The following is a 14,408-nucleotide window of genomic DNA, read 5'->3' as shown; positions in this document are numbered from 1 at the left end:
CGTCGCGCGCTCTCAGCTACTTGCCGTAGGCGCCGCTGCCCTTACCGGGCAGCCCTTGGCCGTTGTGCGCGCTGACATCATTGATCGAGTCGACGACCTTCTGCTGCGCACGGTCCGCGGCGGCCATCTGCTCCCTGAACGCATGCGGGACCGCGCCGCAGCACTCGCTCGCCGCCATGACCGCCTGGCCGAGCAGCAGAACCTGGGAGTTGAGCTGGTGCCAGGCCTGGCGACCGAAATCGTCACCCCCGAGGATCTTGGCTGCGCCGACGAACGCGTCGCTGAACGTCTCGCCGAACTTGGCGATCAGTGCGCTCAGGTCCTCCATCTTGAACAGGGCGGCGTCGCCGCGTGCCGGATCCTTCTCGAACTTCTCAGACATCGCCGTCGTCCTCCACGATCTCGTCGTGCAGCGCCCGGCCGGGACGAGGGTCACGCCGGCCGTTCGCCTCCTGTGCCGACCCGAAGAGTTCCTCCAGGTCGAGGGTGAATCCGGGCAAACCCGAGTCGCGCTGCCTGACCGAGGAGAACGCCTCCTTCACCCGGTCGGCCATCACCGCCCGCCCCTTGGTCGCCGCTTCGACGATGGCCGCGGACAGCTGAGTCGCCTCCATCGTCCGGTACTTCTCCTCCAGGAACTTCACCCGCTTCAGCTCGCCCTGCGAGCCGACGGTCACCTCCACCGAGTGGTCCTTGGAGCGGACCGTCGTGGACGCCTCGCTGAGCTCGGCGCGGGCGCGGACCACGCCGGCCTTGACCGCCGCGAGACGCTCCCGCTGCTCGGCGATACGCGCCGCCATGTCCTCGTTCAGATCCACTTCGCCGTTCCCTCCTCGCGCCGGGTGCCCATCGCGTACGTCATCCGATGACGGACGGTGAGCCGCCCTCGTCGGTGCCCCATACGTCCTCTTCCTCGGGTGCCCAGCTCTCGCGCTCCCGGTCGCCGCTCTCGGTCTGCGCACTCCCGGCCGCTCCCTCGTTGGGGTCGTAGCCGGCGACGGTGGAGGCGCGACGGTTCGCGGGCGTCTGCGACGAGGTCGGACGACGGCTCCGGCGGCCGAGCGAGCCGCCGTCGTTGGTGACGATGTCGTCGTCTTCGTAGACCTGGCGGACGCGTTCGGCGTTGGCGTTCTTCTCGCCGGCGCCGCCGCCCATCCCGCCCATCCCGCCCATCGGCATGCCGCCCATGCCACCGCCACCACCCTGCGGCATCCCGCCGCTGGTGGTCCCGTCGATCTTGGTGCCCGGCGGGAGGTAGTTGCCGGACGAGCTGATCGCGCTGCCGGGCGGCGGTGCCTGCACGTTCTGCTGCGAAGCCGAGCCCAGGCTGCCGTTGTACTCCGGATCTTGCAGCTCGTGTTCGTACTGCGAGCCGCCACCGCCGTACGGGACGTGCGGCAGGTTCCTGCCGTTCTGAAGGTTCGTGGTGGTCGTCCGCCCGTCCGGCTCATGGGTCGTCGCCTGGCCGGTGTGCGGGTTGACCGTGGTGGTGCTGCCGTCCGGGTAGTGCGTCGTGAGGGTGCCGTCGCCGTTGACCGTCGTCGTGCTGCCGTCGGGGTTGTGGAACGAGTGGCCGGAGCCCACGTGATCGGTGGTGACGCTGCCGTTCGGGTGGGTCGTCGTCTCCACACCCGTGTGCGGGTTGTAGGTCGTCGAGCTGCCGTCGCTGTAGTCGGTGGTGACGGACCCGTCGGGGTTGACGTGGGTCTGGCTGCCGACCTGGTTGTTCGCGTAGTTCCCGGACGGGAACTGGTGCTCGTACTGCTGTTGCTGATGCTCGTACTGCTGCTGTTGCTGCTTGTACTGCTCTTGTTGCTGTTGTTGCTGCTGGTTGTACTGACGTTCTTGCTGGTCCTGCTGCTGCTTCTGGAGCTTCTCCTGCTTCTGCTCCTGGTCCTGCTGGTCCTTGCGCTGCTGGTCGTACTGCTTCTTGGCCTGCTCTTCCTGGCGCCTCTGCTCCTCCTGCTGCTGCTTCTGGTACTCGGCCTGGGTCTTCTGCTGCTCCTGGTACTGCTTCTGGGCCTGCTCCTCCTGACGCCTCTGCTCCTCCTCCTGCCTCTTCTGCTGTTCCTGCTGGTCGTGGCGCTGCTCTTCGTACTGCTTGCGCGCCTCGTCCTGCTGCTTCTTCTGCTCCTCCTCCTGTTTCCTCTGCTGCTCCTCTTGCTTCTGCTCCTGCCGCTTCTGCAGCTCTTCCTGTTTCTTCTCCTGCTCCTCCTGCTTCTTCTCCTGCTGCTTCTGCAAGTTGATCTGCATGGCCGTCTGCTCTTGGTACTGCCGACGGGCCTCGTCCTCCTGATGCTTCTGCAGATCCTCCTGCTTCTTCTGCTGTTCCTCCTGGTCCTTGCGCTGCTGCTCGTACTGCCGGCGCGCCTCGTCCTGCTGCTTCTTCTGCTCCTCCTCCTGCTTTTTCTGCTGCTCCTCTTGCTTCTTCTCCTGCTCCTTCTGCAGATCCTCCTGCTTCTTCTCCTGCTCCTGCTGGTGTCTCTTGTCCTCCTCGCGCTCCTGCTCGGCCTTCTTCTCCATGTCCCGCTGGTGCTGGAGGTCCGCCTCGCGCTGCTTGCGCGCCTCATCCTCCATCTGCTTCTGGTGTTCCTTGTCCTCCTGGCGCTCCTGCTCGGCCTTCACCTCCATCTCGTGCTGGTGCTTGAGGTCCTCCTCGTGCTGCTTCTTGGCCTCCTCCTCCATGTCGTGCTGGTGCTTGAGGTCATCCGCGTGCTGCTTGTCGGCCTTCGCCTGCGCCGCGTCGGCCTTGTCCTGCTGGAGGTCGGCCTGGAGGTTGATGCTCGGCGTGGTCAGTTTCCCTATGGTGGTGCTGAGGTCGATCCAGGCGTTGTGCACGTCCCTGAGGGCCTTGATACCGGCCGGCTCGAGCCGGCTTTGCACCGAACCCGTCCAGCGGTCGACGGCGTTCTGCCCGATCGCCTTCCAGGTGTCGAGACTATTGAGGTCGCCGAAGCTCTCGCCCTTGTAGTTGACCGCGTCCTGGCGGAAGTCGGGGTATTCGATCTCGTTCCACTCGTAAGAGGAATCACCCGAGTAGTCGAATTCCGTGCGGACCTTCGTGATGTTGTTGTCCCAGATGAAGTTGGTGACATCGATCAGGATGTCGTGCAACCACCGGAGTGGATTCCCCAGCCAGAGCGCCCAGTTGCTCCACACGCTGTGGAAGTCGGAGAGCGCGTTGTCGATGCCCTTCTTCGCCATTCGCAGCTCGAGGCCTGCTTTGGAGGAGAGCCCGTACAATGGAAGGGTGTTGGAGTAGCCCTGGTACATGTTACCGAGCTGTTTGACGATGTCCCAGAAGACACCGGCGGCCTGCCCCTTCCACGCCGCGTCCTCATTTTGCCCGACCGAATCCTGCCAGCCCTGGATCGTGGTATTGGCGTAGGAAAAGAACATGGCCGCGCGGTCGAACGCGAGGGCGACCCGCTCGAACCCGGTCAGGTCAACGGCCTCCGCGTCAGCGACCGGGGTGCTGCCGTTCCAGGAGAACCCCCACGTCGAATACGGCTCGTACATCAACGCTTCGAGGGCCATGCCGCCGCCAAAGGAGTAGCGCGCGAGCGGCGCGGAGTCCCACCCCTTGAAGTCGCTGCCCATGAGGCCGCTGTTCGAATGGTCGGTGAACGTCCCGCCCATCTCCACACCGCCATGCGGCACATCCTGGCCGCTGGTGCCCAGCAGAGTGATGCGCGCCTTGCGCATCTGCACACTGCTGCCTTTGGACGTATCGTCCCCGTGGTAAAAGGGCACAACGAAGTCGGTGTTCTCGATCCGCCACCCGGAGTTCGCGGCGCGCCATTTGCCCATCTCGTTGATCGCTTCGAGCTCCTGATTCGACGGCGTCTCCGTCGAATCATGGATCTCCACCTTCATCAGCGGGATGTCGTTGTTGCCCTTGAGCTTGTCGAAGATCCCGCCACGATCAGGCATCGGGTAGCCGGTCAACTGGTGGATCGCGTATGCCCAGTGATCGTTCGGGTCATTATCCGCCATGGTGCGCTCTCCGTTGCGGGGTACGTGGCCGGGAGATCATCCGACGGTTCAGGACTTGCCGGAATCGCCGCCGGTGCCCTGGAAGTCGCCAGGCACCGTCCCGAGACTGTCCAGGAAGTTCTTCCCGTCGATCTTCAGCAGCGTGTCGTGCTGACCGTCCAGGAGCTTGGTGATCGTGGTGCTGAGGTTGTCGTGCAGATCCCTGAACAGCGTGAGGTGTTTGTCGTAGACGTCGGCGATCGACTGCGCGGAGTCATGGATCCTCGCGATGACCACGTCGCCGTTGACGTAGGTCTTCTCGCTCGCGAGCAGGCCGACCGACAGTGGACGCTGCGCCGAGAAGATCGGCTTGTCGGTGAGGCTCGTGTGCCCCTTCCCGAGGAGGTTGTTCATCGTCACCCCGCCTTCGGCGTCCTTGTTCGCGACCTTGTCAAGAAGGTCCCGAAAGGGGGTGATCTGGTTGTCGACGAAGCCCTGCAACCCCGCCTTGTCCAACGCAAGCTTCTTGTTGTCCGTCATGTGCTCGACTCTCCGTGTGCATGGCCGTCCGGGCTGCGTCACCGCCTCCGGCCGCCTGCGGACAAGCGGCCGGAGGCACGCGGTCAGCCGCCGATGCGTACCTCGGACCACATCTGGCTGAGGTTGTTCTCGTTGTACTTGTAGCTTCCGGAGATCTCGTCCAGGAGCTGGGAGTGACTGTTGAGCATGTTCTCCATCGCCTTGACGGCGTTGTCCCACGCGGTCTGCTTCTGGTGGTAGACGTCCTTGTCGTCACCGATCCAGCTCTGCTTGAGCTGCGTGAGCTCGGCCTCCATGTTGGAGATCGTCTGCGCGATGGCCCGGGTCTGGGCGACCAGGTCGTCGGCGGCGTTGTTCACATGCGAGTAGTCGACGTAGATGTAGCCGTCACCGAAGTCGCTCATCGAGGTTCCTCGTTTCTCATCAGCGGAATGAAGAAGGCCGGTCAGCCGTGGAGGGCGTTGAAGACGCCCTGTGCCTGGCTGTACGCCCGGTTGATCTGGTCGTTGCTCGACCCCTGCTGCTTGTGCTGGGCGGCGAGGGTCTGGTTGAGCTTGTCGACCATGTCCCGCAGGTTGGTGAGGATGACGTCCGCCTGCTGCTCCCAGTTGTTGACGAGGTCGCCGAACAACTTGCCGTCCGAACCCTTGTAGCCGGAGGCGAGATTGAAGCGCGTGGCCTCGACGTCCTGCCGGATCTTGGTGATGCCGGTGAACGCCTGCTCGAGCGCGTTGACGCCGTTCCTGGTCGCCGTTGCCTCTGATTGCTGCATTCCGCTGGCTGCCATTCGCCGTCCCTTCTAGTCCGGTGCCCTCTACCTACTCTTTCTAGGGCTTCCTACTTGTCGTGGGCTTGTCGCCGCCTTGCCCGCCAGGTGCGCACGGCTCCGTCACCGGCGTGCTGACGCCCGACGACGCGTTCGACCCGCTCAGATCCGGGCCGGTCGGCAACATCGCGAGCAGCGTCGACGGCAACGCCACCGCCTCCCCGGACGAGTAGCCGAGCGCCGCGAGGTCGCCGTCGCTCGGCACGCGATACTTGGTGCCCAAGTCGGTCACGAGGTAGGTCGTGCCGCCACCCGCACCGCCGCCGGCCGCCAGGGCGTGCACGAGCACGCCGCCGCCCGGCGGGGCGGTGATCCGCTCCACCGGGACGCAGGCCGTCGAGGCGGCCGCCTGGGTGGACATACCGAGCGCCGCCGGATCCGTCATGGCCACGCTCACCCGCGGGCCCGAGATACCCGGCGCGACGCGTACACACGTGGCCTGTGTCGTACCGCGGTCCACCAGGCGGGGCGGCGTCTCCGGCTGCGCGCCGGCGGACGCCGCCGGGTCCGCCGGGGCGAGGTGCCCGTTCACGGCGTCCGGCGGCAGCGTGACCGCGGCCCCGCTGTGCCCCCCGTACGCCAGGCGCCGGACCTTCGCGTCGCCCAGCGTCAGGTCGGCGACCATGGCGCTGACCCCGGTCAGGCCGTTCTGGCGAAGCTGGTAGTAGCGGGGCGCGGAACCGATCACGCCGACCTTGAACACCTGCCCGATACGGGTCGCGCGTCCCTCGAGGGCCGGTCCGGCGGTGCCCATGCCGGGCACCGCCGGCGCGGCCAGGTCCGGGCCCGCTGGCAGCGCGTCGAGGAACGCCGCCGAGACCGGAGCCGGGGTCCGACCCGCGTAGCCGAGCGCGGACAACGCGCCGCCCTTCTGGTTCACCCGCAGCCGGCTCCCCTGCCATACGAGGTAGACCGTGGAGTCCGGGCCGGTCACGAGCATGCCCTCGCCCGCCGTCAGCGGGGCGTCGTCGTCCGCGGCGCCCACGCCCACGGCGAGCGTGGTGGCGGACGTGGCCGACCCGTTGCCGTCCGACCCCGTGCACACCGACCAGGGGTCCCGGCTGAGGTCGCCCGAGCCGGGCAACGAGGCCGGCGCGCCGGAGATGCCGACCGGCTGACCGTGCGGCTCGCCGTTCAGCGATTTCGTGCGCACCTTGACGGTCTTCATCTTGGGACCGCCGATCAGGCGCGCCGACGTGTAGTTGCGGACCGGCCGCAGCCGACCGTCCACGTACAGGTACGAGGCGCCGGTGTCCTGATCGACGATGAGGTTTTTGGCGTCACGCCACGAGCCGGACTGGCCAGGGGAGATCATCCCCCAGACGAACGCCGCGGCGCACAGCAGCACGGCCACGACGATCCCGCCGGCCGTACTGCGGTTCGTCCGGCCCTGCGGACTCTCTGGAGCGTCCGGGTCGGCCCGCAGCATTCCAGAGGTGATCCGGCCCATGACGAACAGGTGGGCCTGAACCTGGTCTCGACGAGACTGCATCGTCTCGTACCCGTCCTCTCCTGTTCCGGATCAGCCGATCGCCCGCAGCTCGCCGTACACGCCCAGGACCCACAGGACCAGTGGCAGCAGGCTGATCGCCACGAGGCTCTGCAAGAGCTCCGCCCCCCGACCCCAGTACGGCACGAGCCGGCGGCCCGGCACGACCCATCCGGCGATGAGGAGCGTCGCACCGGCCGCCGCCACCGCGACGGCCGGCAGCACCCGGCTGCCCGGATCGGTCCGCGCTACCTGGAGGGTGACGAGCATGACGGCGCCCCAGGCCCCTGAAGCGACCAGGGACAGGCGCTGCCAGACGTTGCCGGCGGCTCGGCTGTGCAGCACCAGGAGCAGGGACAGCGCGACGGTCAGCACAAGGTGGCTGAGATCGCCGCCCCGTGCCAGCGCCGTCAGGCAGAGGGCGCAGGTCAGGCCGACCGTCGCGTACAGGGCGGTCATCCACGTGTCCGCGATGACCGCGCGGGCGGCCACGGCCGACGGCGAACGCGGCTCGATTCCCTCTTGAAGCTGTTCGGGTCTGGTCGGCAGCGGTGGTGTCCGCATCCCCGACAGCCGGAACGACAAGGGCGGCACGAACGCGGCGAAGGCGACCGCCGCCAGGGCGACGATGCTCGCCGCGTGCTCGGGCGGCATCCCCCAGACCATCATCAGGACGCCGCCGAGCGCGCCCGAAATCGCGAACACGGTCGCGCCCACGAAGAACGCGGTGTAGGCCGCCACGACGGCCAGCGCGAGCACTGATCCGCCCGCCTCGGCCGCGGACGCGGCCAGCAGCCGGGCGCCGAACGTCTGCCAGTGGTCCGGGCCGGTCAGCGCGCCGCCGGGCAGCAGCCAGGCGGGCAGCATGAGGTAGGGGCCGACCATCGCGCCCAGGAGCGCGGCCGCGGCGGCGTCCCCCATGGCACGGCTCGCGGCGGCGGCGCCCGCCAGCAGCAGCAGCGCGAACGCGCCCGCGGCGATCTCGCGCTGCAGCCCCCCGCCCGGCAGGGCCAGGATCACCAGCACGCCGAGGAGGGCCACCAGCGTCAGCCCGCGCAGCAGCCGCCGGCTCGCCTGCGGGTTCCAGCCGTGCGCGCTCTCGTCCATGGTGGTCGAGATGCCGTGGACGATGTCGTCCAGCCGTACCTCCGGCAGCGCCTCGGTGCGGGCCCTCAGGTAGAGCGTGTCGCCGTCGCGCAGGCCGAGCGAGTCGAGGGTGGCCTCCTCGTCGAGTGGAGCACCGCCGAGCCGCTGGAGCACCCAGCCCTCGTGTTCGAGACCGGCCTCGCCGAGGTCGTCGCCGCCGTACCCGAGCACGGCCGGAAGCAGGTCGGCGACCGGAACATCGGTGGGGACGGCGAGGTCGATGTCCTTGTTCGGCGCGCGCACCGTCAGCCGGCACAGTCCCGCCGCGCCGTTGCTCACGAGTCCCCCGTTTCCGGAAGGGCGCGCCGAGCATCGGGCCGGTCGATTCGCTTGCTGGGTTCTCTCATGAGGCGTGCGCGTCTTTCTGCGGACAGAGGGACATGGGGCGCGGCGTGTTCAGTTGTTCGTTCAAGTCTCGTCAGTGCTCTCCGGTGAGGCATACGTACGCGAGCGACATCCGGTTCACACGGGATCCGAAATGTACCGTCACCGGTCGATCGCTGTACGATGCCTGCCAGCGGGTTCGCTCACTCCTCTCGGCTGCTCTCCGCACACCGCCGATCTCGTCCGCCGGTGCCGTGCCGCACACGCAGGAGGCTGTCCGTTGAGTTTTGTGCTTTTCCGCAGGCCGGCGCGCCGACGCGCGCCAGAGATGCCCGACGGAGAGATCAACCTTCAAGAGCCGCCCACCCTGCCCGAGACGGTGCCGGACTCGTCCGCCATCTGGACGTACCTGCCGATGGCACTGATGTCGGCGGCCATGATGATGATGTACATGACCCGCGGCGGCGGCAGCGCGCTCAACGGCTTCCTGCCGATCGCGCTGATCCTGATGGTCGCCTCCGCCGGCGCCATGCTCCTGGGCAACGTCATGCGCCGCGGCGGCGAGCGCAAGCAGAAGCTGAAGGGCGCGCGCCGCGACTACCTGCGGTACCTGACCCAGACCCGGCGCAAGGTGCGCCAGGCAGTGCAGGACCAGCAGAAGTCCCTGGCCTGGCGGCACCCGGCGCCACAGACGCTGTGGTCCATGGTCGGCACCACGCGGATGTGGGAACGCCGCCCGGCCGACCCGGACTTCGCCGAGGCGCGGCTGGCGGTCGGCGAGCAGAAGCTGGGGCTGCGGCTGTCGCCGACGTCCACCAAGCCGGTCGAGGACCTCGAACCCCTCACCGCGCACGCGCTGCGCAGCTTCATTCGCGCGTACGCCACCGTGCCCGATCAGCCCACCGCCGTCTACCTGCGATCCTGGGCCCGGCTGCTGATGCGCGGGGACGAGGAGTCCCTCCGCGGGATGGTGCGGGCGATGATCGCGCAGCTCGTGGTCTTCCACTGCCCGGACGATCTGTGGGTCGCGCTGTGCGTCGCGCCCGACCGCCGGGCGGAGTGGGAGTGGGCCAAGTGGCTGCCGCACAACCTGAACCCGCACGACGATGACGGCGCCGGGCCGGTCCGCATGATCGCCAGGGACTTCCCGGAGCTGGAGGGAATGCTCGGAGCGGAGTTCTGGGAGCGCCCGCAGTACGACCCGGAGGCCCAGAGCGGCCGCGAAGAGCCCTTCACGCTCATCGTGGTGGACGGCGCCACCGTCCCCTCCGGGCATCCGCTGGACGGCCCGGGGATGCGCAATGTCACCGTCATCGACCTGAGCGGGGCGCTGACCTGGCGGCCCGGCCGTACGACCCTGCGCCTCGATGTGCGGGACGGCGAGCTCCGGCTCGTCCGCACCGACCGAGACCGCAAGGAGCAGACGACCCTGCTCGGGCGGCCCGACGACTTGGGCGTGCGAGGCGCGACCGCACTGGCCAAGCGGCTCGCGCCGTACCGGCTGGGCGTGGGCGGCGAGAGCGCGGAACCCCTGTCGTCCACCACCGACCTGGCGACGCTGCTGGGCATCCCCGACCTTTACCGTCACGATCCGGCGACTCTGTGGCGCAAGCGCACCCCCGCCGAGCGGCTGCGGGTGCCGATCGCGGTCGGCGCCGACGGGACGCTGGTGGAGCTGGACATCAAGGAGTCCGCCCAGGGCGGCACCGGACCGCACGGCATGCTGATCGGCGCCACCGGCTCGGGCAAGAGCGAACTGCTGCGCACCCTCGTGCTGGCGATGGCGCTGACCAACTCATCCGAGACGCTCAACTTCGTCCTGGTCGATTTCAAGGGCGGCGCGACCTTCCTCGGCCTGGACGAGCTGCCGCACGTCTCCGCGGTCATCACCAACCTGGCCGACGAGGCGGCCCTGGTCTCTCGCATGCGCGACGCCATCCACGGCGAGCTGATGCGGCGTCAGGAGCTGCTGCGCGCTGCCGGCAACTACGTCTCCGTGCTGGAATACGAGAAGGCGCGCGCCGCCGGCACGCCGCTGGAGCCCCTGCCGAGCCTGTTCGTGGTGGTGGACGAGTTCAGCGAGCTGCTCGCCGCGCACCGCGACTTCATGGAGCTGTTCGTGATGATCGGCCGGCTCGGCCGCAGCCTCGGCGTGCACCTGCTGCTCGCCTCTCAGCGGCTCGACGAGGGCCGGATGCATCAGCTGGAGAGCCACCTGTCGTACCGCATCGGCCTGCGCACGTTCTCGGCCATGGAGAGCCGCGGCGTGCTCGGCGTGCCCGACGCGCACACGCTGCCGCCGCAGCCCGGCAGCGGCTTCCTCAAGACCGGCGTCGAGGCGCTGACGCGGTTTCGCGCCGCCTATTCCTCCGGGCCGTACCGGGCGCGCGCCAAGGCCGACCAGGCACGGGTCGCGAGCCAGGTCGTGCCGTGGTCCGCCTCGCGGGTCGCGCCGGTCGAGCCGGTCGAACCCGAAGAGACCGAGGAGGAGCCCGAGGAGACCGCGGAGACGCTGCTGTCGGTCGCGGTCGACCGGTTGCGCGACGCCGGGCCGCCCGCCCATCAGGTGTGGCTGCCGCCGCTGGACGCGCCCCCGACCCTCGACCAGATCCTCCCGCCGCTCGAGCCCGACGAGGCTCTCGGCCTCACGACCGCCGACTGGGAGTTCCGCGGCGAGCTCACGGTGCCGGTGGGCATCGTCGACCGGCCCTTCGAGCAGATCCGCGACCTGCTGGTCGTCGACCTGAACGGCGCGGGCGGCCACGTCGCCATCGCCGGCGGCCCGCAGAGCGGCAAGAGCACGCTCGTCCGCACCATCATCACCGCGCTGGCGCTCACCCACACCCCGCGCGAGGTGCAGTTCTACTGCCTCGACTTCGGCGGCGGCACGCTCGCCGGCCTCGCCGGCCTCCCGCACGTCGCCGGGGTCGCCACGCGCATGGACGCCGAACGCGTCAGCCGGACGATCGCCGAGGTCACCGCGCTGCTCACCGACCGCGAGCAGTTCTTCCTCACTCACGGGATCGACTCGATGGCGACCTACCGGCGGCGCCGGGCCGAGGGGGAGTTCGCCGACCAGCCGCACGGCGACGTGTTCCTCATCGTGGACGGATGGTCGACCCTCCGGCAGGACTACGACCGGCATGTCCAGACGTTCAACGCGATCGCCGCCCGAGGCCTCAACTACGGCATCCACCTCATCGTCACCACCGCCCGCTGGGTCGAGCTGTCGGCGGCCGTGCGCGACCAGGCCGCGACGCACCTGGAGTTGCGGATGGGCGATCCGATGGACTCGGAGATCGACTCTCGCCGCGCGGCCTCCGTGCCGCGCCTGCCCGGGCGCGGTATGACCCGCGACAGCAAGCTGCACTACCTCACCGCGCTGCCGCGCATCGACTCGGTGGAGAGCGCCGGCGACCTCGCCGGCGGCATCTCCGGGCTGGTCTCCGCGGTGAACGAGAGCTGGGCGGGTCCGCCCGCACCACCGGTGCGAATGCTGCCGGCCGTGTTGAACGCGAGCGATCTGCCCGCGCCCGAGGGCGACTTCCGGGTGCCCCTCGGCCTGGAGGAGGAGCGGCTCTCCACCGTGTGGCACGACTTCGGCGAGAACCCTCACATGATCGTGGTCGGCGACACCGAGTGCGGCAAGACGAATCTGCTGCGGCTCATGGCCAAGGCCATCACCTCGCACTACACGCCCGACGAGGCCCGCATCATGGTGGTGGACTACCGCCGCGAGCTGGTCGAGGCGGTACCCGAGGCGTATCGGCTCGGGCACGCCGTCTCGATCGACGCGCTGCGCGACCTCGTGGACGGTGCCGGGCGGGCGATCCAGGCTCGCGTGCCGGGGCCGGACATCGCGCCGGCCCGGATGCGGCTGTGCGACTGGTGGAGCGGACCCCGGCTGTTCATCCTGGTCGATGACTACGACATGGTCGGCGCGGGCCCGATGCAGCATCCGTTCGACCCGCTCATGCCCCATCTCGCGCTCGGGTACGAGGTCGGCCTGCACCTGGTCGTCGCCCGATCCGCCGCGGGCGCCGGGCGCGGCCTGGGCGAGATGATGATGCGACGGCTCCAGGAGGTCAACACGCCGTCCCTGCTGATGTCCTGCCCACCGGACGAGGGCTTCTTGTTCGGCAACGTCAAGGGCCGCATCCTGCCGCCCGGCCGGGCACTGCGGATCGCCCGGCGCAAGACGGTACAGATGCAGACGGCCCTGCTGGACTGACCCGCCCGCCGGACGGAGGGCGGCGAGGAAGGCCGTGGACGTTATTCGAGTACGGCCTCGATCAGGTGTGGCCCGGGTGTGGCCAGTGCGGCGGTGAGGTGTGCGGTGAGTTCCTCTGCGGTCGTGGCTTTGGTGGCGGGAACGCCCATGCCTGTGGCGAGGGCGACGAAGTCCAGGTCCGGGCTTGACAGGTCGAGCATGCGTGCGGCCGCGCCGCCGGTCGCCGCGGCACCGACCCGTTCGAGTTCCGCGCGCAGGATCGCGTATGACCGGTTGTTGAGGATGATCGTGGTGATGTCGAGGTGCTCGCGGGCCTGGGTCCACAGTGCCGGCAGCGTGTACATGGCGCTGCCGTCGGCCTCCAGGCAGATCACCGGCCGCTCCGGGCACGCGATGGCGGCGCCGACTGCGAGCGGCAGCCCTTGGCCGATCGCCAGCCCGGTGAGGCCGAGCAGGTCGTGCGCGGGCGCGCCGGCGGTCGCGGCGGGCAGCGTGCCCATGCCCGCGGTGATCGACTCGTCGCACACGATCGAGTTCTCCGGCAGCAGCGCGCCGACCACCTCGGCCCAGGTCCGGTTCGTCAGCGGACCGGTGGGCAACGCCGGCCGGGCGGGCGTCGCGGGCACCGGCTCGATGTCCGGGGCGACGATCGCGGCCAACCTGGTCAGCGTGGCGATGATGTCGGTGCCCAGCCGGTGCACGCGCGCGCCGGGTGGGGTCAACGCCCCGGGCCGCCCCGGATAGCCGAACGACGTCACCGGGGGCCGGGCACCGGCCAAGATCAGATGCCGCACGTCGCGTAGTTGACCAGCGACGTCCTCGCCGCGGTAGGCGAATGGCTCGACCGCCGGGATGCCGGCCCCCCGGCGCCAGCGGGCGGGCCAGGTCGGGCAGAACAGGCGCGTCCCGGTGGCGCGGGCGATGCGGTCGGCGGCACGCAGGCCGGGCGCGCTCAATGCCGCGCCGTCCAGGACGAGCGCGGCGGGCTCGTCCGAGAGCAACACCGCGGCAACGGTTCGGAGGGCGTCGGCCCCGGCGGCCGCAGGCACCGGGGCCGCCGGCCGGGCTCCCGGTGACCAGGAGACGTCCGCGGGCACGATGAGAGTCGCTACCGAGCCGGAGGTTCCCGTGCGGTCCGGGCCGTCGTCCAGGTCCGGGACATCGCGGGAGGCGCTCATCGTCGCCGCGACGGCCGCGGCGGCGTCAGGGCCGAGGGCGTCGGCCGAGCCGGAACGGCGTACCCAGGAGGAGACCGACCGGGCGAGCGCGTCGATGTCGGCCTGCAGGGGCGAGTCGAGCGGCTGGTGAGGTGGCATGATCACCGACGATGGTGAGGACCGGAGAGTGCGCGCGCCGGGCGTTGTGCAGGTTGGCGATGCCGTTCGCCAGGCCTGGGCCGAGGTGCAGGAGGGCCGCGGCCGGGCGGCCGGCCATCCGCCCGTACCCGTCGGCGGCGCCGGTGGCGACCCCCTCATGCAGGCAGAGCACGCCGCGCATCGCCGGGACCGTGTCCAGGGCTGCGACGAAGTGCATCTCGGACGTGCCGGGATTGCCGAAGCAGACCCCGACGCCGCTGTCCACCAGGGTTCGCACCAGGGCGTGCGCCCCGTTCAGGTCACTCACAAGACCCCGTCCTTTTACCGGACCCAATGGCTACCGGTCGGCCGTTGAGGAACGACGTTTGACGCGGCGACGGCCGGTGCGGGGCCGGCTCCACTCACTGGGACGTGACCTGCGGTCCGCCGGGCCGGCCCTGCCGAGGGCCGTCCCCGGGAGGGCCGGCCCCTGCGGGGGCGGGCCCGGCGGACTGATCCGGCCGGGACGTCAGGGTCGGTCAGAAATCGGGGAGTTTGGGCGGCTGCCAGTTGTCGGTGCCG

Annotated in this window: 11 protein-coding genes; 1 reads left to right on the top strand and 10 read right to left on the bottom strand. The window is 69.6% G+C overall.

All coding sequences use genetic code 11. The features are described 5' to 3' along the window. Positions 1-16 precede the first annotated feature (16 nt). From AB0I04_RS35220 to eccD, 8 genes are all read right to left on the bottom strand, one after another. On the bottom strand, positions 17-382 hold the full coding sequence (locus AB0I04_RS35220) for a hypothetical protein (protein ID WP_360894572.1): 366 nt from the start codon (positions 380-382) through the stop codon (positions 17-19). Next, positions 375-818: a YbaB/EbfC family nucleoid-associated protein gene (locus AB0I04_RS35215; RefSeq protein ID WP_360894569.1), complete on the bottom strand. Its 444-nt coding sequence runs from the start codon at positions 816-818 to the stop codon at positions 375-377. Before AB0I04_RS35215 ends, AB0I04_RS35220 begins: the two co-directional genes overlap by 8 nt. Before the next feature lie 40 nt (positions 819-858). Next, positions 859-3,996, bottom strand: coding sequence for an AAWKG family protein (locus AB0I04_RS35210; protein ID WP_360894566.1), 3,138 nt, complete (start codon positions 3,994-3,996; stop codon positions 859-861). Positions 3,997-4,044: 48 nt separating this feature from the next. Continuing rightward, positions 4,045-4,515 carry a type VII secretion system-associated protein gene (locus AB0I04_RS35205; RefSeq protein ID WP_360894562.1) on the bottom strand — a complete coding sequence of 157 codons (471 nt, stop codon included), beginning with the start codon at positions 4,513-4,515 and terminating at the stop codon, positions 4,045-4,047. An 83-nt stretch (positions 4,516-4,598) separates the two neighbouring features. Further along, positions 4,599-4,919: a WXG100 family type VII secretion target gene (locus tag AB0I04_RS35200; RefSeq protein ID WP_360894560.1), complete on the bottom strand. Its 321-nt coding sequence runs from the start codon at positions 4,917-4,919 to the stop codon at positions 4,599-4,601. 41 nt (positions 4,920-4,960) lie between these two features. Then, entirely contained in the window at positions 4,961-5,302 is a 342-nt protein-coding gene (locus tag AB0I04_RS35195) for a hypothetical protein (RefSeq protein ID WP_360894557.1), read from the bottom strand. A 40-nt stretch (positions 5,303-5,342) separates the two neighbouring features. Then, the gene (gene eccB / locus AB0I04_RS35190) at positions 5,343-6,833 is read right to left on the bottom strand and encodes a type VII secretion protein EccB (protein WP_360894555.1); all 1,491 of its coding nucleotides are present in this window, start codon (positions 6,831-6,833) and stop codon (positions 5,343-5,345) included. 30 nt (positions 6,834-6,863) lie between these two features. Beyond that, complete coding sequence (gene eccD, locus AB0I04_RS35185; protein ID WP_360894552.1) at positions 6,864-8,255, bottom strand: type VII secretion integral membrane protein EccD; 1,392 nt, start codon at positions 8,253-8,255, stop codon at positions 6,864-6,866. A gap of 325 nt (positions 8,256-8,580) precedes the next feature. Between eccD and eccCa the strand changes: the two genes are divergently transcribed. Beyond that, the gene (gene eccCa, locus AB0I04_RS35180; RefSeq protein WP_360894549.1) at positions 8,581-12,531 is read left to right on the top strand and encodes a type VII secretion protein EccCa; all 3,951 of its coding nucleotides are present in this window, start codon (positions 8,581-8,583) and stop codon (positions 12,529-12,531) included. Positions 12,532-12,572: 41 nt separating this feature from the next. Here the strand turns inward: eccCa and AB0I04_RS35175 are convergent, their stop codons facing one another. Together AB0I04_RS35175 and AB0I04_RS35170 are read right to left on the bottom strand one after the other, a co-directional pair. Further along, positions 12,573-13,847, bottom strand: coding sequence for an acetolactate synthase large subunit (locus AB0I04_RS35175; protein ID WP_360894547.1), 1,275 nt, complete (start codon positions 13,845-13,847; stop codon positions 12,573-12,575). Beyond that, on the bottom strand, positions 13,735-14,154 hold the full coding sequence (locus tag AB0I04_RS35170; RefSeq protein WP_360894544.1) for a thiamine pyrophosphate-binding protein: 420 nt from the start codon (positions 14,152-14,154) through the stop codon (positions 13,735-13,737). Before AB0I04_RS35170 ends, AB0I04_RS35175 begins: the two co-directional genes overlap by 113 nt. Positions 14,155-14,408 lie beyond the last annotated feature (254 nt).

The organism is Actinoallomurus sp. NPDC050550, assembly GCF_040655075.1.
Classification (GTDB): domain Bacteria; phylum Actinomycetota; class Actinomycetes; order Streptosporangiales; family Streptosporangiaceae; genus Actinoallomurus.
Note: the sequence above shows the minus strand (reverse complement) of the source record. Positions and strands in the feature narration are given on the sequence as shown.